The 21519-nt window shown below is 55.5% G+C and carries 19 protein-coding genes and 1 pseudogene; 8 read left to right on the forward strand and 12 right to left on the reverse strand.

All coding sequences use genetic code 11. The annotated features are described in order from the left end of the window. The first annotated feature begins 9 nt into the window (after positions 1-9). Genes FHS21_RS24360 through FHS21_RS24370 form a run of 3 tightly spaced genes read left to right on the forward strand, consistent with a single transcriptional unit; the run spans position 10 to position 2861 of the window. Positions 10-996, forward strand: coding sequence for an aldo/keto reductase (locus FHS21_RS24360; RefSeq protein ID WP_183664555.1), 987 nt, complete (start codon positions 10-12; stop codon positions 994-996). Positions 997-1002: 6 nt separating this feature from the next. Beyond that, positions 1003-1869, forward strand: a complete 867-nt coding sequence (locus FHS21_RS24365; RefSeq protein WP_246411189.1) for an amidohydrolase family protein — start codon at positions 1003-1005, stop codon at positions 1867-1869. After that, complete coding sequence (locus FHS21_RS24370) at positions 1866-2861, forward strand: aldo/keto reductase (RefSeq protein ID WP_112529861.1); 996 nt, start codon at positions 1866-1868, stop codon at positions 2859-2861. The genes FHS21_RS24365 and FHS21_RS24370 overlap by 4 nt, the downstream gene beginning before the upstream one ends. 613 nt (positions 2862-3474) lie before the next feature. On the opposite strand, the gene FHS21_RS24375 is transcribed toward FHS21_RS24370, so the two are convergent. Both FHS21_RS24375 and FHS21_RS24380 read right to left on the reverse strand, forming a co-directional pair. Then, complete coding sequence (locus FHS21_RS24375; protein ID WP_162701922.1) at positions 3475-3651, reverse strand: hypothetical protein; 177 nt, start codon at positions 3649-3651, stop codon at positions 3475-3477. Positions 3652-4094: 443 nt separating this feature from the next. Further along, entirely contained in the window at positions 4095-4307 is a 213-nt protein-coding gene (locus FHS21_RS24380) for a hypothetical protein (protein WP_112529863.1), read from the reverse strand. Between the two features lie 132 nt (positions 4308-4439). Between FHS21_RS24380 and FHS21_RS24385 the strand changes: the two genes are divergently transcribed. Next, complete coding sequence (locus tag FHS21_RS24385) at positions 4440-4814, forward strand: DUF488 domain-containing protein (RefSeq protein ID WP_112529865.1); 375 nt, start codon at positions 4440-4442, stop codon at positions 4812-4814. Positions 4815-5141: 327 nt separating this feature from the next. On the opposite strand, the gene FHS21_RS24390 is transcribed toward FHS21_RS24385, so the two are convergent. Continuing rightward, positions 5142-5573: a hypothetical protein gene (locus FHS21_RS24390; RefSeq protein ID WP_112529867.1), complete on the reverse strand. Its 432-nt coding sequence runs from the start codon at positions 5571-5573 to the stop codon at positions 5142-5144. Positions 5574-6562: 989 nt separating this feature from the next. Between FHS21_RS24390 and FHS21_RS24395 the strand changes: the two genes are divergently transcribed. Further along, on the forward strand, positions 6563-8209 hold the full coding sequence (locus FHS21_RS24395) for an acetolactate synthase large subunit (protein WP_112529951.1): 1647 nt from the start codon (positions 6563-6565) through the stop codon (positions 8207-8209). Between the two features lie 430 nt (positions 8210-8639). Here FHS21_RS24395 and FHS21_RS31660 read toward each other — a convergent pair whose 3' ends face one another. The 3 genes from FHS21_RS31660 to FHS21_RS24410 all read right to left on the reverse strand — a co-directional run bounded on the left by FHS21_RS31660 (position 8640) and on the right by FHS21_RS24410 (position 12473). Continuing rightward, the gene (locus FHS21_RS31660) at positions 8640-9086 is read right to left on the reverse strand and encodes an FCD domain-containing protein (protein ID WP_376772203.1); all 447 of its coding nucleotides are present in this window, start codon (positions 9084-9086) and stop codon (positions 8640-8642) included. Positions 9087-9116: 30 nt separating this feature from the next. Continuing rightward, on the reverse strand, positions 9117-10370 hold the full coding sequence (locus FHS21_RS24405) for a GGDEF domain-containing protein (RefSeq protein ID WP_183664578.1): 1254 nt from the start codon (positions 10368-10370) through the stop codon (positions 9117-9119). Positions 10371-10616: 246 nt separating this feature from the next. Continuing rightward, the gene (locus FHS21_RS24410; RefSeq protein ID WP_183664580.1) at positions 10617-12473 is read right to left on the reverse strand and encodes an ABC transporter ATP-binding protein/permease; all 1857 of its coding nucleotides are present in this window, start codon (positions 12471-12473) and stop codon (positions 10617-10619) included. A gap of 222 nt (positions 12474-12695) precedes the next feature. Here FHS21_RS24410 and FHS21_RS24415 point away from each other — a divergent pair. Together FHS21_RS24415 and FHS21_RS24420 are read left to right on the forward strand one after the other, a co-directional pair. Continuing rightward, positions 12696-13087 (forward strand): annotated as a pseudogene (locus FHS21_RS24415) (SLC13 family permease); the annotation flags it as partial. A gap of 713 nt (positions 13088-13800) precedes the next feature. Further along, positions 13801-15276, forward strand: coding sequence for a protein adenylyltransferase SelO (locus FHS21_RS24420; RefSeq protein ID WP_183664557.1), 1476 nt, complete (start codon positions 13801-13803; stop codon positions 15274-15276). 197 nt (positions 15277-15473) lie between these two features. Here the strand turns inward: FHS21_RS24420 and FHS21_RS24425 are convergent, their stop codons facing one another. Both FHS21_RS24425 and FHS21_RS24430 read right to left on the reverse strand, forming a co-directional pair. Beyond that, positions 15474-17258, reverse strand: a complete 1785-nt coding sequence (locus tag FHS21_RS24425; protein WP_112529876.1) for an adenylate/guanylate cyclase domain-containing protein — start codon at positions 17256-17258, stop codon at positions 15474-15476. A 1116-nt stretch (positions 17259-18374) separates the two neighbouring features. Continuing rightward, positions 18375-18851 carry an Hsp20 family protein gene (locus FHS21_RS24430; protein ID WP_112529880.1) on the reverse strand — a complete coding sequence of 159 codons (477 nt, stop codon included), beginning with the start codon at positions 18849-18851 and terminating at the stop codon, positions 18375-18377. 395 nt (positions 18852-19246) lie between these two features. Between FHS21_RS24430 and FHS21_RS24435 the strand changes: the two genes are divergently transcribed. Then, positions 19247-19543 (forward strand): hypothetical protein, encoded by a 297-nt coding sequence (locus tag FHS21_RS24435; protein WP_112529881.1) that lies wholly within the window; start codon positions 19247-19249, stop codon positions 19541-19543. A gap of 113 nt (positions 19544-19656) precedes the next feature. Here FHS21_RS24435 and FHS21_RS24440 read toward each other — a convergent pair whose 3' ends face one another. The 4 genes from FHS21_RS24440 to FHS21_RS24455 all read right to left on the reverse strand — a co-directional run bounded on the left by FHS21_RS24440 (position 19657) and on the right by FHS21_RS24455 (position 21492). Then, positions 19657-20019, reverse strand: coding sequence for a DUF982 domain-containing protein (locus FHS21_RS24440; protein ID WP_246411190.1), 363 nt, complete (start codon positions 20017-20019; stop codon positions 19657-19659). 450 nt (positions 20020-20469) lie between these two features. Next, on the reverse strand, positions 20470-20694 hold the full coding sequence (locus tag FHS21_RS24445) for a hypothetical protein (protein WP_112529885.1): 225 nt from the start codon (positions 20692-20694) through the stop codon (positions 20470-20472). A 27-nt stretch (positions 20695-20721) separates the two neighbouring features. Next, positions 20722-20928 (reverse strand): hypothetical protein, encoded by a 207-nt coding sequence (locus FHS21_RS24450; RefSeq protein WP_112529887.1) that lies wholly within the window; start codon positions 20926-20928, stop codon positions 20722-20724. 357 nt (positions 20929-21285) lie between these two features. Next, the gene (locus tag FHS21_RS24455; protein WP_112529889.1) at positions 21286-21492 is read right to left on the reverse strand and encodes a hypothetical protein; all 207 of its coding nucleotides are present in this window, start codon (positions 21490-21492) and stop codon (positions 21286-21288) included. Positions 21493-21519: the final 27 nt, after the last annotated feature.

Here is a 21519-nt window from a genome sequence, read left to right on the forward strand (position 1 = left end):
AGATGACACATGCGAATGAGAGATTTTGGACGCACTGGCCGCAAGGTCAGTGAAATCGGTTTTGGTGCCTGGGCTATCGGCGCTGCCTGGGGTGAGGTGAATGATGAGGAGGCGCTGGCGGCGCTTCATGCCGCCCTCGACAGCGGTGTCAATTTCATCGATACCGCCGACGTTTATGGTGATGGCCACTCCGAGCAACTGATCGCGAAAGTCGTCAAGGAGCGCGGCGGGATAAGACCGTTCATCGCCACCAAGGCAGGCCGCCGCCTGCCGGAACAGACTGTTGCCGGTTACAGCGCCGAGAACCTTTCGAACTATATTGAGCGCAGCTTGAAGAACCTTCAAACCGACACGCTCGATCTGGTGCAATTGCACTGCCCGCCAACAGACCTTTACTATCATCCGGAGGTTTTCGAGAGACTCGACAGGCTGGTCGAGCAGGGCAAGATCAGCAATTACGGCGTCAGTGTTGAGCGCGTCGAAGAAGCCCTCAAGGCCCTTGAATATCCCGGCATCGCCAGCGTGCAGATCATCTTCAATGCATTCCGCCAGCGTCCGGCCGAGCGGTTCTTCGAGCTTGCCAAGGAGACGAAGACGGCGATCATAGCCCGTGTACCGCTTGCCAGTGGGCTGCTTTCCGGCAAGTTCAAACGCGATACGAAATTTGCCCAGAACGATCATCGCCAGTTCAACCGCAATGGTGAAGCGTTCGATGTGGGCGAGACCTTTTCGGGTGTTCCTTATGAAAAAGGTCTCGACGCGGTCGAAAAGATCCGTCCGCTCGTTTCCGGCGACACGACCATGGCCAAATTTGCATTGCGCTGGATCCTGATGTTCGACGCTGTCACCGTCGCAATCCCTGGTGCCCGCAATCCTGAACAGGCACGCTCGAATGCCGAAGCAATCGAACTTGCTCCATTAACCGCTGATATCATGGATAAGATCAGGGAAATCTATCAGCAGGACATCAAGCCCTATGTGCATCAACGCTGGTGATTTAGCATGGCATCCCCGATGATCGATTCACATCACCACTTCTGGGATCCGGCAAGCGGTGGTGACTATGGGTGGTTGAGTGGGCCCTTCGAACCGCTCAACCGCAAGTTCGAGCCGGGCGATCTGCGCCCGGCTTTGCAAGCCAACGATGTGTCCGGAACTGTCCTCGTGCAGACCTGGAATGATCTCGGTGAGACCTGGGATTTCATCGAGACGGCGGCAAACACCGATTTTGTCGCCGGCGTGGTCGGCTGGGTCGATCTCACCGATCCGCACGTGGCGGATACGCTTGCGGAACTCCAGCAAAGCCCGAACGGAAAGTGGCTGGTTGGTATACGGCATTTGATCCAGACAGAATCCGATCCGAACTGGCTTTTGCGCGATGATGTACGCAGGGGTCTTCAGGCCGTACAGGATGCGGGTCTGGTCTACGACCTCGTTCCCAATCTTCCCCAACTCCCGTCAGCGATCAAGACGACAGAAACTTTTCCCGAGCTCCGCTTTGTTCTCGATCACATTTCCAAGCCGAACATCAAAAACCGCGAGTACGATGAGTGGGCCGAACTCATGCAAGGCTTCCGCAGCGAGCGGCGGCATGTCTGGTGCAAACTTTCAGGCATGATCACCGAAGCAGATTGGCAGAATTGGACGCCAGGCGATCTGAGGCCCTATGTTGACCATGTCCTCGAAATCTTTGGTCCCGACCGTTGCATGTTCGGCACGGATTGGCCGGTTTGTCTGGTTGCAGGCGGCTATGATGATGTTATCGGTGTGTTACGTGAATGTCTGCCGGATTTGACAGCGCGACAACGCGAACAGATTTTCGGCGGCTCGGCCATCGAGGCATATAAGCTGCCGGGCTTTCAATCATGAGCCTTGAACCAATCGGAAAGAGCCGCATTGGGTTCGCGTCACGGCTCGGTTTTGGCGCGAGCGGTATCGGCACACTCTACCGCAACGTGCCGGAAGCGCAGGCGCAGGAGGTGCTGCACAGCGCCTACGATGCTGGATTTCGATATTTTGATACGGCTCCGCTTTATGGCCACGGCCTCAGCGAATTGCGCCTTGGCCAGTTTCTCCGCACAGTGCCGCGCCAAAGTTTCACGGTTTCGACCAAGGTCGGGCGTTATCTCGTGCCGCCTCGCGGCGAGGATGTCGATTATGGAATTTGGGCCTCGCCGCTTCGCCTGAAACCAGTATTCGACTACGGCTACCAAGGGACAATGCGGTCACTCGAACAATCGGCCAATCGCCTCGGTTTTTCCGAATTCGATCTCGTCTATATCCACGATGTCGATCGCTACACGCATGGAGAGACCTTCGAACGACGCTTCGATGAAGCAATCGACGGATGTTACCGCGCACTCGATGAATTGCGTAAGGCGGGTCACATAAGGGCAGTGGGTATTGGCGTCAATGAAAGCGATATCGCGACGCGTTTCCTGCAAAATGCCACCCTTGATGCCGTTATGATCGCTGGACGTTACAGCTTACTCGACCAAAGCGCAGCGGATGACCTTCTTCCACTCGCGGCAAGCAAAGGTGTCGAGATCGTGGTCGCCGGGGTTTTCAACTCCGGAATACTGGCCTCGGGCCCCACCTCGGCCAACGTCACCTATGACTATAAGGCGCCACCCGTCGCCGTTGTGGACAAAGCCAAGCACCTCGCGGCCTTGTGCGAAAAACACAATATACCCCTGCAGGCTGCCGCGCTTCAATTTCCGTTCCACCACTCATCCGTTTCAGTTGCCGTCATTGGTATGAGCCACAAGGACCGCGTCGATCAAAATGTCCGTTGGTTCGAATGGCCAATTCCGACGTCTTTTTGGGATGATGCCGCGCAATCCGGCTTGATCGCAGAGTAGCTGGCGCTCAGCGTCAAAGCGCATCGCACTCATTCCGTCCATGCCATCGCTTTCCCGCCGACCTTCCCGATATTGCTTTTAAAGTCGCATAATGGCTTGTGTGGTTGCCGCCCTGGATGCAAGAAGTTTTTAAACTTTTATCCACGGTGATCGAGTGCGGTCTTGTGTCAGGCCTCATGGAAGCGGCCTGTCTGGCGCCGCGGTGGCCGGTATGGTGATCTGCGCGGATCAGGTCCAAATCTCAACTGCGAGCACGAAGGCTCAGAGCCATTAGCTGGTTTTCCCGATCCAGATCTGTTCGATCATTTGCCCGTTCAGGCCTAAGCACGAGCTGAAACTGGGCTTGCCGGCACCTTCAAAGCAAGGGTTTCTGACCGGGTTTGAGATTGAACAAAATAGTCTAGCTGAGATCCGGCAAGCCCACTTTTGCGTTGCGGCATGAAATGTCTACATCCGGACTGACGCTGTACGCCAAACCTTTGCCATTCGCCGAGAATGCGCGCTTCCCCGATAGCTGTGCTTCGCTCACAAAGGCGCCGGTGGCGGGTTTGTGCTCCCTCTACACTTGGACAAGATGGTCTACCAATAGTCGACCGTTCAGCCTTGGAGTTGATCAGCTGAACCGACGGATGACTTCGAAGAGCCGATCACAGGATCGAGCAAGGCTCTTCGTCGGCGCGGTGGCAACACCAAGCAGGAGCCCGGTATCGGCGCTATCAGCCGACACATACCAGGCCGAAAGTGCTGCCGGAGACATGCCGAACGCCGAGAGTTCGCGTATGACTGCCAAGTCCGGTGTTCCCCTCGGCAATTTCAGCAGCACAACCAGGCCGGGTGCGGCAATGCAATTGGCGTCGACGGATGCTTGAAGACAATGCAGCAGCGCCTGCCGATGGCAAATTTCGCGCTATCAAGGCTCCTGCGACCACGATCCGGTATCTCCAAACCCACCGTTGAGCGACCGATAAGCGTTTTTGAACCCGGGGCTTAGAGGCGACGCTTCGCAAGCAGCTTTAACGACATCAACTTTTGGGACTCTAACGCGAGGCCCAAAGCCGATCCAGAACCGGCAATGACGCATCCTACCTTGTCACAAGGGAACACGTTTTTTATGCTTGCTACGTGGCAGGAGCACAGCGGCAGCTGCACCGGCGTCAAAGTCCTCATGGCCCTCCTTTCACGGCATGATTGAGCCTGGCACCCGGAATGAACTGGATGAAGTTGAATAGGTCATCAATATAAAGAGGAATTCTGTTTGACGGCTTCCCGCCACTGCGTTGCAACGGCTTCCGGCTCTTCGTTTACCAGGATGCAGAAGTGACTAGGACTTTGCGGTCCCAGAGTGTGAATCGTTGTGTGTTGCGCATCAGGATATTTCTGGACCGCTACAATTGTTTGCGGGTTAACGTAAACAGGCTGCCCTTCGGCGGACATGAACTTCAGCATTTTCCTGGTCTCCCGATTTCTGGGTCGCGGTAATGGGGCACATATGCCGGCCGCGTTTGCGGCAAATTGATATACCGAAAAGCAGCCGAGCGTCTCGCGATTTTGTCAATGTTGGTGCAATGTAAACAAGTGATGAAAACGATCCGCGCCGCTAACGTGAAACTCAAGCGCGCCTATGAAGCGCCCGCCGCAGAAGACGGCACGCGAATTCTCGTTGATCGCCTCTGGCCAAGAGGCGTTTCGAAGAAAGATGCGGCGCTGTCTCTGTGGATGAAAGAGATCGCACCCAGCGCCGAGCTCCGCAAATGGTTCGGTCACGATCCGGATCGCTGGAATGAGTTTCGTAGACGTTACGCAAGTGAGATCAACCGTAATTCGCATCTTTTTGATCAGTTGCGCTCCCTGGCCCTGGAGGGGCCGATCACACTGATCTATTCCGCGCATGATGAAATCCACAATGGCGCTATCGTGTTGAGGGACGTGATGCTGGGTTCTCAACATTCATAGTTTCCTTCCGCATTGCGGGCAAATTGAAACCTCCGCTGTTTGGACTAGAGTGATGACCGCGCAACGCGTTGTAGAGGCACTCGAATGCGTGCACTACACGGAGAGATTGCCGAAGTGCTCGGGTGTAACGTCCCGCTGATTGAGGCTTGGGCAAACGCAGGAGAAAAGAGTCCTGTAGAGGTGGGGGCTTGGCTTGAGGCCCTGGCTGAAGCGCGTGAGGCATCATGCGAGCCTCGAACTTGCCGAGAAAAGCGCTGCGGATGCATGATACGGCGCGTTTCGCCGGTTATGCTCCGCACGCGCTCATTTCAGGCGCCGGAGTCGCCTTTATCCAATCAACATACTGCGCAACCGAGCGAACATGAGCTGTCTTGCGATAAGTTTACGGAGATAGTGGGCGGCTGTCGCGGCGCTCACGGTAGCGCCGAAATGGCAATAACAGATAATTTTGTGCAACTGATTGTCGGTCAGTTCGAAGAACCGCATTGCTTCGCCGTAACTGTCATTTTCCAATCCGGCAGCGCGCAGGATAGGATCTTTGAACGCCACCGAGATGGGTGAGCCGTCGGCCCGCATGGCACCGCGCGCTCTTATGGGCTGATATTCGGTCTGGTGCAACGTCGCGAGGCGCCGGGTGGGGTTCTGTTCAAGGAGTTCAGCCCAACGTTCAAGTCGTTTGGTTCGCGATAGGACTTGGCGCGGGTAGTCCTGACCAACCTCGGCGATGACCTGCAATTGCTCGAGTGCATGGTGTTTCATTTTAGCCTCCTGTCGATGATGCGACAGCAACCGGCTGTGATGAAAAATGTTCCGGCTTCGCTTCAAATAGTTGAGCGTCGACAGCGAGAAAGCGGCCTTTACCTAGCGCAATGTCGATTGTCGACCTCACGGAGGCAACGGACATCGGCTCAAGAGCCTGTATACCGTCTTGATCCAAAGAGACCTTTATCTGGGAGCGTTGCAACACTATTCAATGCAGCACGAAGTGAAAGTCTGGTCAGGCCTTAGGGCAGGCTGTGACCGCCCGCGAAGCGCTGCCAGAGTTGCTTCGGGGCACCATTAGAGCCTGGCGCGTGAAGGGCCCGGTAGGATGGATGGCGTTGTTGTCAGCGGTGGGCGAGGAAGGCTACGCCCGTCTTTGGCCAAATTGTCCGCGAACTCCGTGCCGCGGTGCTTGCAAGAATCGAGGACCGGCGTGCGCGTGCTAAGATCAATGGCGAATTGCCGCCAAATGCGATGTCAGGTCCATCGCTCATTTCTACTTCAGGGTGCAGGGCGGCCTTTCGCTCTCAGCGCGCGAGGGAGCAGACACTGGTAAGCTTGACCCGCCGTTCGTGCGGCGATCGGGGATGGGACGCCGGGGCCGTCGAGCCTTTATGGCCTTTCTGGTCGGATCTGCGGCTTCAGCAGGATCTGGATATCGCCGAATACACCGAACCCATCAACAAATCATGATCCCGCATGGAATTGTCCTTGAGCCTCGTCTCGTCATGTAGAAAACTTATGATGGGTACCTGTTTCTTGAAGAACTACGCCAGGATCTCCGCCCGTTGGCAGGAAATGCCGGCCGGATTGGGATCACCTTTTCCCGGCTCAAGGCCGCATGCAAGAGGCCGCAAGGAGCTATATTCTATCCCTAGGGCAGATCGCAGGCCGAAACTTTTGGTGATAGGGTTTGAGATGGCCTGCTGATAAATTGGTATGTTAACCTCCGGACTTGTTCCGGCATGCATAAGGCGCAACCATTCATGATCAAAGGATCCGATCTTCTAATAGCAGCGCTCGAAAATGAAGGCGTCGAGCGCATTTTCGGTATTCCCGGCGAAGAAAACCTCGACGTAGTCGAATCCATTCGCAATTCATCAATCGAACTCGTGCTTACCCGGCACGAACAGGCCGCAGCCTTCATGGCGGCAACTTATGGCCGGCTCTCGGGAAGGCCGGGTGTCTGCCTGACGACACTCGGGCCTGGTGCCTTGAACCTGTCAACGGGTGCCGCATACGCATTGCTGGGTGCTATGCCGATGGTTATGATCACCGGTCAAAAGGGCATCCTTTCATCGCGCCAGGCTCGCTTTCAGGTCGTCGACGTCGTGGCCTCGATGCGCCCGCTGACCAAGCTTGCAAGGCAGATTGCGTCACCACTTATGATCCCGACGATGGTCAGGGAGGCCTTTCGGATAGCTCAAGAAGAAAGACCCGGGCCAGTACATCTCGAGCTTCCGGAGGACATCGCCGCAGAGGAATGCGAAGAAGTGCCGTTGATCGCGCCGCATCAGCTTGAACTTCCGACAGCAAATGATGCTGCACTCGACCGTGCTGCCGCGCTTATCATTGCAGCCAAGCGGCCTCTTCTAATGTTCGGAGCAGCTGCTTCACGCCCCCGGTCTACATCCGATATTGCGCAATTTGTGATGCGAACCCGAATTCCATTTTTCACGACGCAAATGGGAAAGGGTACGGTTGCTGGCGGAACCGAACTTTACATGGGAACCGCGGCGCTGTCGGAGCGCGACTATGTCCACGAGGCGATCGAGCAGGCCGACCTTATTCTCACGATCGGCCATGACACAATTGAGAAACCTCCATTCATCATGGGCAAGGATGGTCCACATGTCGTTCATGTCGGATACCAGCCGGCGACCGTGGAGCAGGTGTATTTCCCGCAATCCGAGGTGATAGGTGACATCGGTCCGTCGTTGCATGCTTTGGCGGATCGCCTCGAGGGCAAGCTTCCGAACGCACAGTCACTCCTACATCTGCGGGAACGAATTCTTGAACGCGTCGGGGCGCGATCGACGGAGGATCGCTTTACGCCACAGCGTCTGGTTCACGATGTCCGCCAGGTCATGCCGTACGATGGTATTCTCGCGCTCGACAACGGCATGTACAAGATCTGGTTTGCCCGGAACTACCGCACGCAGATGGCCAATACGCTCCTGCTTGACAATGCTCTCGCATCAATGGGCGCAGGGCTACCGTCCGCTCTGGCCGCGTCGATGCTGTATCCGCAGCGCCGTGTCATGGCTGTCTGCGGCGATGGCGGCTTCATGATGAATTCCCAGGAACTAGAGACCGCCGTGCGTTTGAAACTGAACCTCGTTGTGCTCGTCATTGAGGACAACGCCTATGGGATGATCCGCTGGAAACAGGCGGTGGACAAGTTTCCGGACTTCGGCATGACGTTCGGCAATCCGAACTTTGTTGAATACGCCGAGTCATACGGCGCAAAGGGCACCAGGGTCGACGACATCGGCCAGTTCAAGCGAGTTCTTGAAGACGCATTCTCCGGCGGCGGTGTCCATCTGGTCAATGTGCCGGTCGACTATTCAGAAAATGAGCGCGTGCTTGTAAAGGAACTGCGTGAACGGCTTCCCGTCATTCTGGATGCCTGAAGTCAGCTTGGCCGGAACGGCAGAAGATTGGCGGAAGTGCCGATCAAGGCGCAAATACGTGACTGTTACAATGTTTGGTTGTGGCGAAAGCGGGATCATTTGCTGCCTGCACAAGCTTGTCATTGTCCGTGCGAGCGAATGTGACAACGAGGAAGAGGCTCGCGGAGCGCCTCCTGCAATACAGGACAGCGAGCGCACACCAGCAAATTAGAAGGTTGTGGATGTTTTGGCTCAAGGGTGCTTGGATAGTTCATTGGGCATGAACATATCAGCCGTCAGCTACAAGAACCATCACTCCGGCGCGCAAGGCTGCTTGGCTCCCCACGCGGCTAGACGCCACTATTCGGCGGCCTCGCGGGCTGGTATCAAACGCCGCTCCACCTGCTGCAGATGCCGGCGCATGGCGGCGGCCGCCCCGCTCAGATCGCGTTCAGATATTTGCCGCGACGATCCGTTCGTGGTCGGCAAAACTGTGATGGTCGGTGGGAGGGCGCGCGCTGTCGGTGCGCAAGCGGCCCCACACCACGGTCCGTCGAACTGCGTTCAGCACATCGAACAGACCGAGGAGCACGTTATTTCTACTCGCCTGGGCGATCTGCCGGTGGAGCAGATTGTCGAGGTTTTCGTATTGCCGCCATGGAGATGACCCGTCCGCACGATCGGTCTTTGGTCCGGAGTAGTGCGAGGAGAGGGAAGGGACCAATGGAAATCGGTGCCGCACTTGCCGAACAGAGGGTGCTTGCCAGGGCGCGTCTGGCCTAACTGCTACCATGCCTATCCGGCGCACGCGGCATTCGTGCCCGGTATGGTGCGGAAGTCCTATGTCAGCAGAGGCGCGCCTGCTGGCCATTTGCGTCGACGATGCATGGTTTTTCATGGCGGCCGGTGATGGCCGTTGTACGGGAACTCAGTCCCCCGGTCTGTGGAGTTCCACTCGGTTGCGACCGATCTGTTTGGCACGATAAAGGGCCATATCTGCCCGGCGCTGAAGCTGTTCTGGCGAGATGCTATCGCCAAGTGCCTGAACCGCAACGCCGATGCTGAGCGTGACGCAATTGGAGACGCGGGTTGAAGGATTGGAAAGGGCGGCGGCCTCAATGCTCTCTCGAATACGTTCAGCCACCGCGAGGGCTTCTCGCTCCCCTATCCCCGGAAGAACGACAAGAAATTCCTCACCCCCGTAGCGAGCGACATGATCGCGCTCGCCTCTCATGTGGCTTTGAACAATACCGGCCACTTTGATGAGACATCGATCGCCCTCGGCATGACCAAGCCGATCATTAAGGTTCTTGAAGTCATCGATGTCGCACATCAGCATTGCGACCCGCCCGCTATTTTTCGTGCTACGACTCCAGAGGTGATCAAGCGTTTCCATCATCCAGCGCCGGTTGGCAATTCCGGTTAAGGGGTCGGTCCTTGCAAGATGCTCAAGCCGGGCATTGGCCTCTGCGAGTTGGTTGACTCGGCGCCTATCTCTAAGCTCAAGAAGAAAAGTTTTCTGGGCCAGAATGGTCATTGTCCGTCGGGCGACAATCGTCGCGATGATACCGATCGTAAAAAACAACGTGGCATCCAGGCTGCTCGCAATTTCGAGGTTTGGATTCTGCAACTGAAAAACGAGATAGAGGCCGAGCGCAAAACCGGCAATCGTTATCGTCGAAGCAAGCGGAATTGCGAAGATGATCACCGCTGTGATCGCGACGAACAGCATAATACTCAAATGCCGTTCGTAGAATTCTCCGCCTGCGCTCGCGCCGACCAATGCAATGGATAGGAGGATGAGAAACATGCCTACTATCAAAACGGCCGTCTGTAGCCAGATCGCGCGAGGTTTGCGCCAGACGATGGCAACGCCTAATGCGACTGGTGGGAGAAAAGAGCCAGGCAAAAGCATGGGCAGCGCTACGGCTCGTGGAAGCATGAGCAAGTTGAGCGCCAGTGTTAATACGTCGAGAAGGGCCACCCATATCATCCAGGCGCGGATAATCTTGGCAGTTTGTGACCAGATTCGGTCCCGAAACAGGGCGCTGATTTTACCTTTCAGATAGATATCGCGGGTACGGCCACCCAGAAGGCGCTCGACTTCAACCAGTATGAAAGGATCATTTTGTACGTCGAACTGACCAAGGACAGCCGAATCGGTCTTCTCCTGGATATCCATCCGAGACAATTATAGGAAATCTCGTTGATAGCAAGGACGCAGGAAATCGCGAAGATCAGACTGGCTCATCTTGGAAGTTAAAACTGTGGGACCATAAAACTCGTGTCTTGAGGGTTGGCCAACAAGCGCGCATTTTTCGACCTCGTAGGTTTTCCAGGTTACCACGGCGAGCTGGTTCGCCGGTCCGAGCGCCACATAGGTTTTCTTGCCATCGCGGTATCCGAACTGCTTGCCCGATGATTTGCGTTATTCAGCGGCTACCATCGATTGGCTTCCCCGCACGAAGTTGGGCACCTCAACCCGTGCCAGCGTCGGCTGGATGTCGTGGAGTTTGGCAAGTCCGTTCCTGATTTCAAGTATCTGCGAATAAAACTCTGATCCACGTGCCGATTTCGGCGTTTCTTGCTCGTGCATCACACTGATGACCGTGATTCCGTTGCAATGATCCTTGATTGCCTGATGGAACGCAATTTTGGATTCTGGATCGAGGGCACCTGTGGCTTCGTCCAGGAACAATATAGTCGGCTTGTGCAAAAGGATTCTCGCGAGCACGAGTTTCTGTTTTTGGCCGCCCGACAGAAGTTGGTCCCATGGAGTGTCATCGCGGTCCTCCCGTTCGAGGTGCGCGATGAATTCTCCCATCCCGGCGCGATGAAGTGCTGCTGCTGCTGCGGCATCGCCAAACTCTGATTCATCGTCAGGTAGACAAATCAGCTGCTTGAGGGACACGGCAGGGAGTTTCACTTCCTGCGCCGCGTACATTACCCTTGCGTTTTCTGGATAGATTATGTCACCCCGCCCGTATCCCCAAAGCCCGTTCAGCGCCTTCAGCAGGCATGTTTTTCCGCAGCCTGACTCACCCCTGAGGTAGACCCATTCGCCCTTCTGGATATGCAGATGGGATGCAGACAGGAACGGCTGCGCCGCATCCGACCGATGCATGAGCTCGAGATTGCGCAGTGTCATGCCAAAGAGCTCGTGCTGGGTGCCGTAAGAGAATTCATTAATTCCGCTCGACTGATAGAAATCCGGCGGCCGCTGGACCGATTGAGCGGCCAGCGCCAGTTCAGTGACGCGTATTCCGTTTGCCTTCAGATTGGCAATGGCGGGCATCACCTGAATGAACCAGGAGCACTCGTTGATCATTGAGCCGACCAGCTCGGCCCCGGTAATATAGGTCTTCAAGCTGATCGTGTTGCCCATGTAAGGAACGAGACCGGGCAGATAAGCGACCACGCGAGCAGCGAAGAAATTGTAGACAGCTGTGAATGACATGTATGCGGCATCGAAGCAGTTCAACTTGGACCAAGTTCTGTCGATCCCTGAATAGAGGCGAGTGTTTGCGATACGCTGCACGTTTTCGCCGTTTGAAGCGGCCACCTGGAAACTGCGACGAAGAAATGTTGTCAGTTCGCTGCGGTAACTGCCCTCTGTCTGCTGCATCTCGAGTGTAAGCGTTTCAAGGATACGGCCGATCCTCATTGCAACCCAGGTGCTGAGGGGGACGTAGACGGCGATCGCTACAAACGCGAGTACTGAGCTGCCATATGATCCGAGGAATTCAAGCCCGCTGACTTCGGTCGACAGCTCAATGAGCTTTTGCCCGACGAAGATGATTGACATAAGGACGCCCAAGATCCCCATCGAGAGACCGATTGCACCGCCAGTCATACCTTTGATGGATTCTTGCAAGCGCTGATCAATATTGTCAGGCATTTCCGCACGTTCGCCCTGCTGGAGGTGGTAGTGCGTATGATTGCTGTCGAGGAGGGCATCATTGAAGCGAGAATTCAGCCAGCCGCGCCACTTGCGATGCAGCGTTGTCGAAAGCAAATGGCGGAAGCCGACAAAGCCAGCCTCTTTCACAAACATGATCAGGATGAGGAGGCCGCCGTTAGCGAGAATGGTAGCGAGGGGATGTTGGCTGAAAGGATCATGGATATTGACGATCGAGTTGAGAAGTTCGCCTGATGCCTCCGCCATCCAGACGCTGGCCTTGCTTCCAGCTCCTGTCAAAACCGCGATAGCTATCGTCAAGAGCCAAGCTTCCATCCACCTTTCTGACAGCCAGTACGCCCGCATCAGACCCCAGAATGTCGTCATGGAGGCCACAGTGCTGCGCCCGAATCTCCGCCGTGAGCGGCTTTCGCCCTGCTGATTGCCAAGTTGCAATTGAACGCCGCTGGTCAAAGTCATCCCTTATTAGTCACACAATGTTACGTATTGCAACAAACCGTGGTTAATAAACGGTTAAGTTTCCAAATCAGCGCCGCCATGGCCGACAAGCGGCGGACTCGACCCAAAATCCGCCCGGTGTTCTATTCCAGGCTCGCCGTCGGGGAACCATGCGTTGGTTTCGGACCGGCCACCTCAGGAATGCTGAATGCATTAAAGGCGCTAGGATACATCGCGTTTATCCTGGTAGCCGCGATGGCCGTCACCCCGTTCCTGAACAATGCCGCAACGGTACTCGTGATGGCGCCAATTGCCACCAGTTTTGCCGCAACCCTCGGTTTCAAGCCGGAGGCCTTTTTGATGGCCGTTGCCATTGGCGCCGGTGCGATTTCCTGACACCCATCGGCCACCAGTGCAACACGCTGGTTATGGGGCCGGGCGGCTACAAGTTCAGCGACTATCCTCGGTTAGGCTTGCCACTTTCGGTGATCATCGTGCTGACGGCAGTACCGGCATTGCTGGTGTTCTGGCCGCTTCATTGAAGGACAGCATGAGGCTGGATCTCGCCGAAACATCATGAACAACTATTGATGTCCCGGCTCTGGAACGGGTTATCCAAGCTTTATTGCAAGCAGGCCAGGCAGATTAATGATCCAGCGACCCAGCTTTTGGCATACTTCCAAAACGCGAGCGGCCGCTATCAATAGTCTGGAAGGCCGCCTTAGCCGAGGTCGCTGCGAGGGGCCAAGCGAGGCGTTGAACTGGGATCCAGCGTCAGTGCGAGGTCAATCCGGAACACGTGGCAGGGAAACCCTTAGGGAAAGGTCTGGTCAAAGATTGAACGTCGGAAAAAAAGAGGCTCGACCGCCAACTATGTGCCCTTAGTGAAGTCGCGATTTGGATATTAGGTAAGCAAATGCAATATGGCAGCAAGGAGAAATAGCATTTTCCCTTAAACCATAGTTGTTACCTAGGAAAAGAATACAATGGAAGAAGCAGGCACGCTTACATTCGTACGTTTCGACAAAGTCTCAATCCGCAGCATCGGATCGTTAACAGCAGCCAATCCGGTTGACTGCAGTTTCGCTGAGGTCATGACAGCAACTTGGGCGCAACTGAAGCCACGACTGATGAAATAACTTTTGACAAATTGATTTGCGATGCTGCTGATTGGACAAAACGTGCCTTCTTGTCACGATCGACGCCAATTTGTGTCCCGGCAAACGCGGTGAAACAGCCAAAAAGCAGGTTTGGAATGACCGAGATCGCATTCGACCATAGTTATAGCCGGCTGCCGGACAAGTTCTTCATCCGCACAATGCCTACCCCTGTTGCGTCTCCGAGATTGATCAAGCTGAACTTGGACCTCGTCTGCCAGCTGGGGCTGGATGATCGGTGGTTGAGCAGCGCCGAGGGTATCGACATGCTCGCGGGAAACAATGTCCCGAGGGGCGCTAACCCTATTGCCACCGCATATGCAGGGCATCAGTTTGGTCATTTCGTCCCGCGACTGGGCGATGGCAGGGCGATCTTGCTCGGTGAAGTCATTGACCGAGACGGTGTCCGACGGGATATGCAGTTAAAGGGGGCGGGACGGACGCCTTTTTCTCGTGGCGGAGATGGACGTGCGGCGCTGGGTCCCGTGCTGCGCGAATATATCTTAAGTGAAGCAATGAATGCCCTGCGGATTCCAACGACCCGTGCGCTCGCTGCCGTACTGACCGGAGAAACCGTTGCGCGTGAGATGTCTCTCCCCGGTGCCGTTCTCACCCGCGTCGCCACCAGTCACATAAGAATAGGGACGTTTCAATTTTTCGCCGCACGGGGTGACACTGAGGGCGTCCGTGCTCTGGCAGACCATGTCATTGCCCGGCATTATCCCGAGGCGGCAGCAGGCGACATGCCCTACCTGTCGCTCCTGACGGCAGTGATCGGGGCCCAGGCCTCGCTGGTTGCGCAGTGGATGTTGGCCGGATTTATCCACGGTGTGATGAATACAGACAACATGTCCATCGCCGGCGAGACTATTGACTATGGTCCATGTGCCTTCCTGGACAATTACGATCCAGCGACGGTTTTCAGTTCTATCGATCATGCGGGCCGCTACGCGTATGGCAACCAGGGACCGGTCGCTCTGTGGAACCTGGTGCGTTTGGCAGAGACACTGCTGCCGTTGCTTGCGGACGATCAGGACAGGGCGGTGTCCTTGGCTCAAAACGCGCTGGCCACTTTCGACGCCCAATTCCAAACGGTGTTTATCACCGGGATGAGACGGAAGCTTGGCCTGTTCACCGGGGAAGAAAACGACCTGACACTTATCAAGGGACTGCTCGACACAATGACGAAGAGCCAGGCAGACTTTACTCTGACGTTCCGATATTTGAGCCACTCTGCCGAGACCATCAACGCCGATGAGAAAGTGCTCAACCTGTTTACAGAACCTGGCGCATTCAGAAAATGGCTGGCACGCTGGCGGTCCCGGATCTCCCGTGAACCACAAACAGGTTTTGAGCGCCGGACTGCGATGCTCCACGTCAATCCGCTTTTTATCCCGCGCAATCACCGTGTCGAAGCGGTCATAGCTGCAGCGGTCCAGAATAATAATTTTCGCCCGTTTGAAGAACTACTGACGGTTCTCGGCGAACCTTTCGAGGACCAGGCAGAATTCGCGCTTTATGCAAAGCCGCCGGAAATCCACGAGCGCGTTCTCGAAACGTTTTGCGGTACGTGAGGTCTTATTTATTCAAGAGAAATGAGGGCTAGGCGCGGTCGGAAATTGGATGACGTGATCAGCTGACAACACACCATGCAACCCTATATTCCTCTAATCGATACAAGCGGGTGTCGGTTCTTGTCCCGAGCAGCTCACGGCCTGGGCTTATGGACCATATCGCGCCCTTCCCATTGAGGCTTCGGCCGCGGCGCACGTCATCCTGCCAGCCCCGCCTTGCGCAGGCCTTCTGCGCGGCGTTGAAAGTCCTCCGGGTTCTGGAACGGAAGGACGCGGCGGCGGCGTTCAATGGAAAATGCGGGATTGAGCTGGAGTGCCTGCTCCCACGCCTGCCTGCTTTCCTCAGGTCGTCCAAGGTGGCCATAGCAGGACGCGAGCAGGGCATGAGCAATGTCCGACTGAGGGTTGCGTGCGAGCCGCTCCTTGAGCGCGGTAACCGCTTGCTCATAATCGGCTAGGGAAAAGTGCGCATCGGCGAGAAATTGGAACAGGACTTCCGGGTAGTGCGGGTCCAACAGCATCGAAGCGTCAAGCGTCTCGAGCGCGCCTTTGGGGTCGCCGGAAAATATCTGGATATGCGCCATCAGCATGAGGAGGTCGATTGAGTTGGGCGAGAGCGCAAGGCCCTGTTGCACCTCCACCCGAGCGCGGTCAAGGTCCCGGCTCCACATGCAAGCCATGCCCAACGCAAAGTGACCATTGGGTTGTTGCTCGTCCATCCCCACGGCTTGCTGCGCGAGCTCCAGCCCGGTCTGGAGTGAGTTCTCAGGATCGGTGCTCCAGGCGTTGATGTAGTCAAGCACATGGGTGAAAGCGATGAGGGCGTGGGCCGCCGCATATGCCGGATCGATAGCGACGGCGGCCCCTGCCAAGTTGCGCGCCGCGATGTTTCCGGGCCGGGTGCAAGCCAGGCTCTGCTCCCGGCCGCGCAACAAGAATTCGTACGCCTCGATGTTCACCGAGCGCTCACGCGCCAGCTGATCCCGTTCGCTGGCCGTGAGCTTGAGCTTGAGGGCAGACACGATTTCCTGCGTGAGTTCGTCCTGAACTGCGAAAATGTCGGTGAGGTCGCGATCGAAACGGCTGGCCCAAACGTGTCCGCCGCTCCTTGAATCGATTAATTGGGCTGTAACACGAACCCTGTTGCCCGCCTTGCGGACGCTACCTTCAAGCAGGTAGCGGACGCCGAGCGCCTTGGCCATGTCCGGGACGGAGACCGCCGCCTTCTTGTATACGAAAGATGAGTTGCGGGCGATCACATGCAACTCAGACAGCTTCGAGAGGTCCGTGATGATGTCTTCGCTTATACCGTCAGAGAAATATTCCTGCTCTGCGTCGCCGCTCATGTTGTTGAACGCAAGGACCGCGATTGAGGGTTTGTCAGGACTGGACGGCAATGCCGCACGTCCTCCCGACGCATGGGGCTCCGCTGATGCCGCAGATTTCGGCTGGGCGGGAAGGCCAACGTGCAGCGAATAAACCCGGACCGGGTCGGCGATGTTCTTGAGCTGCACTGCACCGCGGTCGTCGATCACAAGATCGAGCCTTGCCTTGACTTGCCAGTACGCTTGTTCGGAGAGACAGATACTGCCGGGCTCGCAAATGCCTTCAAGGCGCGCGGCAATATTGACGCCGTCACCCATCAGATCCCCGTCACTCTCCTCCACAACATCGCCCAGATGGATACCGATGCGGAATTCAATACGGCGTTCGGGCGGCAGGCCTGCATTGCGCTCGACCATGGCATTCTGCACTTCAATGGCGCAGCGCACGGCGTCCACGACGCTGCGGAACTCGACGAGGCTCCCATCGCCGGTGCGCTTGACCACGCGGCCATGATGCACGGAAATCGTCGGATCGATCAAATCGCTGCGCAGGGTTCGCAACCTTGCCAGGATGCGATCCTCGTCGGCACCGGCGAGCCGACTGTAGCCGACCACGTCGGAGACCAGAATTGCTGCAATTTTCCGCATCTCGCCCATGGAGCGTCTCCCTTGCTCCAGACTAGCATAAAGTCTCAGCCAAGGCTCCCCACGCTCGATTTGACTGCTAAGCTAGCCCTTCACCAAGCCATCGGCCGCGGACCGCTTTGTAGAAATGTAGGGTCGGGCGAGACATCCCTTGTTATTTAATTGAAATCACAAGGAGGATCGACATGATAAAGTTCAGACGCGAGGTTTAGCAGAAGCTTCGCGTTCTCAACATACCGAGGAAATTGGCGATGTAATCAAGAACTGCAGCTTGGGCTCCCCCTCTGTCCGGTGGTGGCGAAGATGAGGCTTGACCCGCTGCGGGCGAGGAAAAACCAAGTCGTTCAGCAAGCCAATCGTACAGCCGACCCAAGAAAATGACAATGAAAAGCAGCGTTCTTTCGGCACTGTAGGAGTAACCGCCTGGTCGGGCGCTTTGCCTGAGCCGTCCTGAAAGGGTGTTGGCGGCTCTATGTCAGCCGTCGAGTTCTGCCTTGCTTACAACAAAGGTTGGTCGATTGATGCCCCTCCGTCCACCAGATAAAGTCCGATCTGCCGTAAATGCAATAGACGCTTGGCGAAGGGTATCCGGGTCAGTATTTATCAAAAATACCAGCCTATTCCGGCTGCTAGTAAAAGCCCGGCAATGAACACCGTCGCTGGAATGTAGTTCCGGCCGTTTGACCCGTCTTCCGGATCGTCATCGTTATCTATTCGCATTGGATCATTCCTTGCGTATAATTTGGCCCTCATGCATCTCGAAGACGCCGCTGCCGCCTCCTTGGGAATGGAAATCTATTTCCAGCTCCCTCCATTTTCCCAGCACCCTGTCACATGAACTGCATTGAATCAGGGTGTGATCTTGCACGTCATCCGGGATGCGAAGGTAGATTGTTCCGCACGTCGGACATTCAAGTTTGTGATCGAGACGTTTGTTCATCTGATGCCCCTCCGACATCGACCCAATAGAGTGTACGCTCAATTTTACTTGCTACAATCGTGTGTCTACTGGCGGACAAGCGATCCCAAACAAAGCGGGCTTGGGCCGCTAACTATTGGGCCTTCCTCCTAGCACTCCGTCTCTCGCCCGGGTATGCCCGGGGCGAGAGGCGGCATTGGCTCTGATGATCACGCCGCGTGGCTGTCTTTAACCTGCCTGGAGCTTTCGCCGACTATAGTGCTGCCGGTACCGCCAATGGCAATCCGACGCGGCTTCATCTCCTCAGGAATCTCTTTCTTGAGTTCGATCATTAGCAAGCCATTGTCGAGTCGCGCATCAACAACGGTTACGTGATCGGCAAGTTCGAACCGGTGAACGAAGGGCCGGAGCGCCAATCCGTGATGAAGGTACTGCATCTCCTCGTCGTCGGTCTTGTCGCCTTTGACCACAAGCATGTTGGGCTCATGGGTGATGGACAGGTCATCTTGTGCAAAACCTGCCACTGCGATGGCGATGCGGTATTTGTCCTCGCCCACTTTGACGATGTCATAGGGTGGCCATCTATCCGAGCCTTGCGGCTGAGCAGAGTTTTCAAGCAGGTTGAAAATGCGGTCGAAACCGACGCTCGACCGGTAGAACGGGGAAAAATCGACGTTGCTTCTCATAGCTAAGTCCTCCTTTGAGCAACATAGAAATGAGGTGCGCCAAGAAGCTTGGCGCTCCCTGACTGTCGGCCCAACCAGTGCGACCGACGGCAAAAATCTGGTTATTGAGCTGCGCGCTGTCAAGGTTTTGCGATGATCCAAGCAAAAAAATATGCAATGTGGAAGAGTGGTTATATAAATTGAGTTTCGAGATGCGGTATGGCTGGCAATCTGCCATCAACCAAAAGGCGTAGCTCGCAGCCCGGGCACAACCTAAAGCTCGTCTTTCTGCACGCCAGGGTTTATTGACTAAGATTGTCCACTGGCGGAAAATTCATCCGTCGTCAAGTATTGGTTGGCTGTTGGCGCGTGAGAGATGTATGTGCTCCCGCCAGTTTTGAGTGGGGGAGCACTCAATGCAATCTTCTTTTCAGGACAGTTACTATTCTCAAGAAGAGTGGCACATCTTCACACGTGCCTATCGCCGCGCGTGTCTGCTGCTTGGCCGCGATCCGCAATTTCATCCGCTTGGCGAACGTGTCATGCGCTCGATCATGATCTTCTATGAACGCGGTGAACATGATTTTGGCCGGCTTGCCACCATGGCGGTCAAGCGCGAGCGACAATTGCCAGAAGACGACAATTGGTCGGACGCAAACTACCTGAAGCTCGTGTTGGGCGTCAGGCCCAACCGGCGCCAGCATCTGCACTGACGTAGAACAGCGAATTCAGTCAATCGCTTTTGCTTGTCCCCGCTCCTCAGGGAACAGCAGGGCCCCCACCAGTTTAGTTGCACTCTTTTGACCGTGTCGGGCGGTGATCGGCGCTAGAGCCGCTTGTGAGTGACGTAGATGCCTGCCTCTTTGGCGGCTTCCATAAAGGCTTTTCGACAGTCCGTGCATGTGGCCTTTCCAGCCAGGGCATCGAGACATGCTAGTTTTGCTGCTTGTAGTTTTTCGCTGTTTCTTATCGGCCAATGCGCAACGAGCCATACTGACGCTTCGGCTACGGACGTGATGTTTTTCACCTGGCCGAATTGATCGGTAATGGTCACATAAGGAAACGGAAGTTCGCGCATGCCGATAAACGCGCAGCTCTGATTGCTGTTCCTGTGTCTTCCAGTGGACATGGCGTTGCCGGTGGGAAACTGTCCGGCGTACTCTTGAGCATTGCCGCAGATATCACTCAAGGCTTGCGGAGTCCTTCATCTCAAACACACCATCTTGGCCCTGGCTGTCAAAATCGCGATTAAGCTCGCCCCAATAACCAATGAACTGCTTGCACGAACTGCAATGAATAGGCGTCGCGCTGCGCACGTCTGCGGGAATATCCAAATAAATAGTCCCACAGGCTTACAGTCTAACTTGTGATCCAGCCGCAGCATATGACGCGCCCGCCCGAACCCAGCGTAGCCAATTTCTGGCACGCTTTATTGCGCTGTCCGGAAAGTACAATGGAACGTTCTTCGCACCCTCGTTTTGCTGCCGAGCAGTGCCTTACAAAACCGGGTTTCGGATGCTCGCTATGACCAGCGGTGGCCACACGCCGATGAAAATACAGACTTTAATCACCATGTGTTTTATAGGCGCCGTTCGAGTTGGTCATTCATCGCAAGCGGCCTCCGATTGAACACCCGGTTTCATATATCTCTGATAATGGGTATGCCGTCACCGCCCTGGGCGTTCCCTTTGGCTTTACTTAGATAAGTCTCTTTTTCTTGACGAGACAATTCGGTCATGGCTTCCAGTGCTGAACCCGAAATACGAAAACGTCCGCAAGTTGGGCAGTCGAACTCGATGTAATCCCCGGTTTTCGGCAAAGATTCGACCGGATCACCTGATATAGGGCATATATCGATATTCATGAAGCTTCCTCCGGGCGCGCCAAGTCATCACCATGTACTGCGTGTTTTTAATGGTCGCAACAAAGTAACCCTCTTAGCCTCCATACACTGCTGACTTTCGATTTTTCGATGAGGAAAATCTGTGCCAAGTCCTTTGGCAAGCGCCATAGCATTCGTTCTCTTCGGACGGGACTGATAAGCAATATCGGCCTGTGCGGAAATCTCCGTCATGAGCCGCCTGTCATCTTCAGTCATGGTGCGCTCCGGACTTCCTCATCGTGGCAAGCGGTCTCATCGCATCCGGTGCCGCACTATAAACAATAACCAGATGATAACGGCGATTACCGCTAAAGCGTACATGTTCAAATTACTTGAAAGCAGATCAGCTGAAATGGTCATCTTTCTGTCGCCGCTCCTTGGCTCGTAAATGGTGAGGCCCGCCGCCGGGTGTAAGAAGGGTGGGTGGATGGCGGCGGGGCTCTGTCACAAGAGGTCTACATCTCCGACGAAGCCCAACACAGCTTAGAGGGTCCATTGTTCCGGCTCTGTACGATATGGCATGGGAGTCCAACGCAGAGGCGAGTCGCTCTCTGAGGTGCGCACTGCAACGCATCAGGGTTTGCGTCTCTTGGATTTGGATTCGGCGTCAAGACGAGCTTTGCGCAGGCGCTCTGTCTTCTCTTTTACTCGCTTCCGCTCTTCTTCCGAAGCTCTTTTGGCGATGTCGGTGGCATTATCGAGCTTAACTTCAGATGATGAGCGCTTGAGGTTTGGCGTTTCACCTAATGGGAGACTTTTTGCACTGCTTACTTTAGGCATAATTTGATCTCCATAAGTGAGGCTCCG

It is taken from the genome of Phyllobacterium trifolii, from assembly GCF_014192095.1.
Taxonomy (GTDB): Bacteria; Pseudomonadota; Alphaproteobacteria; order Rhizobiales; family Rhizobiaceae; genus Phyllobacterium; species Phyllobacterium trifolii.

Bases quoted from the DNA above. Each gene is read 5' to 3' on its own strand.
- FHS21_RS24425 (WP_112529876.1), bottom strand. From the start codon at position 17,258: ATGGGCGAGATGCGGAAAATTGCAGCAATTCTGGTCTCCGACGTGGTC.
- FHS21_RS24360 (WP_183664555.1), top strand. From the start codon at position 10: ATGCGAATGAGAGATTTTGGACGCACTGGCCGCAAGGTCAGTGAAATC.
- FHS21_RS24435 (WP_112529881.1), top strand. From the start codon at position 19,247: ATGCAATCTTCTTTTCAGGACAGTTACTATTCTCAAGAAGAGTGGCAC.
- FHS21_RS24385 (WP_112529865.1), top strand. From the start codon at position 4,440: ATGAAAACGATCCGCGCCGCTAACGTGAAACTCAAGCGCGCCTATGAA.
- FHS21_RS31660 (WP_376772203.1), bottom strand. From the start codon at position 9,086: ATGAAAAACCATGCATCGTCGACGCAAATGGCCAGCAGGCGCGCCTCT.
- FHS21_RS24420 (WP_183664557.1), top strand. From the start codon at position 13,801: ATGACCGAGATCGCATTCGACCATAGTTATAGCCGGCTGCCGGACAAG.
- FHS21_RS24395 (WP_112529951.1), top strand. From the start codon at position 6,563: ATGATCAAAGGATCCGATCTTCTAATAGCAGCGCTCGAAAATGAAGGC.
- FHS21_RS24410 (WP_183664580.1), bottom strand. From the start codon at position 12,473: ATGACGACATTCTGGGGTCTGATGCGGGCGTACTGGCTGTCAGAAAGG.
- FHS21_RS24455 (WP_112529889.1), bottom strand. From the start codon at position 21,492: ATGCCTAAAGTAAGCAGTGCAAAAAGTCTCCCATTAGGTGAAACGCCA.
- FHS21_RS24390 (WP_112529867.1), bottom strand. From the start codon at position 5,573: ATGAAACACCATGCACTCGAGCAATTGCAGGTCATCGCCGAGGTTGGT.
- FHS21_RS24405 (WP_183664578.1), bottom strand. From the start codon at position 10,370: ATGGATATCCAGGAGAAGACCGATTCGGCTGTCCTTGGTCAGTTCGAC.
- FHS21_RS24370 (WP_112529861.1), top strand. From the start codon at position 1,866: ATGAGCCTTGAACCAATCGGAAAGAGCCGCATTGGGTTCGCGTCACGG.
- FHS21_RS24450 (WP_112529887.1), bottom strand. From the start codon at position 20,928: ATGACTGAAGATGACAGGCGGCTCATGACGGAGATTTCCGCACAGGCC.
- FHS21_RS24380 (WP_112529863.1), bottom strand. From the start codon at position 4,307: ATGCTGAAGTTCATGTCCGCCGAAGGGCAGCCTGTTTACGTTAACCCG.
- FHS21_RS24445 (WP_112529885.1), bottom strand. From the start codon at position 20,694: ATGAATATCGATATATGCCCTATATCAGGTGATCCGGTCGAATCTTTG.
- FHS21_RS24365 (WP_246411189.1), top strand. From the start codon at position 1,003: ATGGCATCCCCGATGATCGATTCACATCACCACTTCTGGGATCCGGCA.
- FHS21_RS24430 (WP_112529880.1), bottom strand. From the start codon at position 18,851: ATGAGAAGCAACGTCGATTTTTCCCCGTTCTACCGGTCGAGCGTCGGT.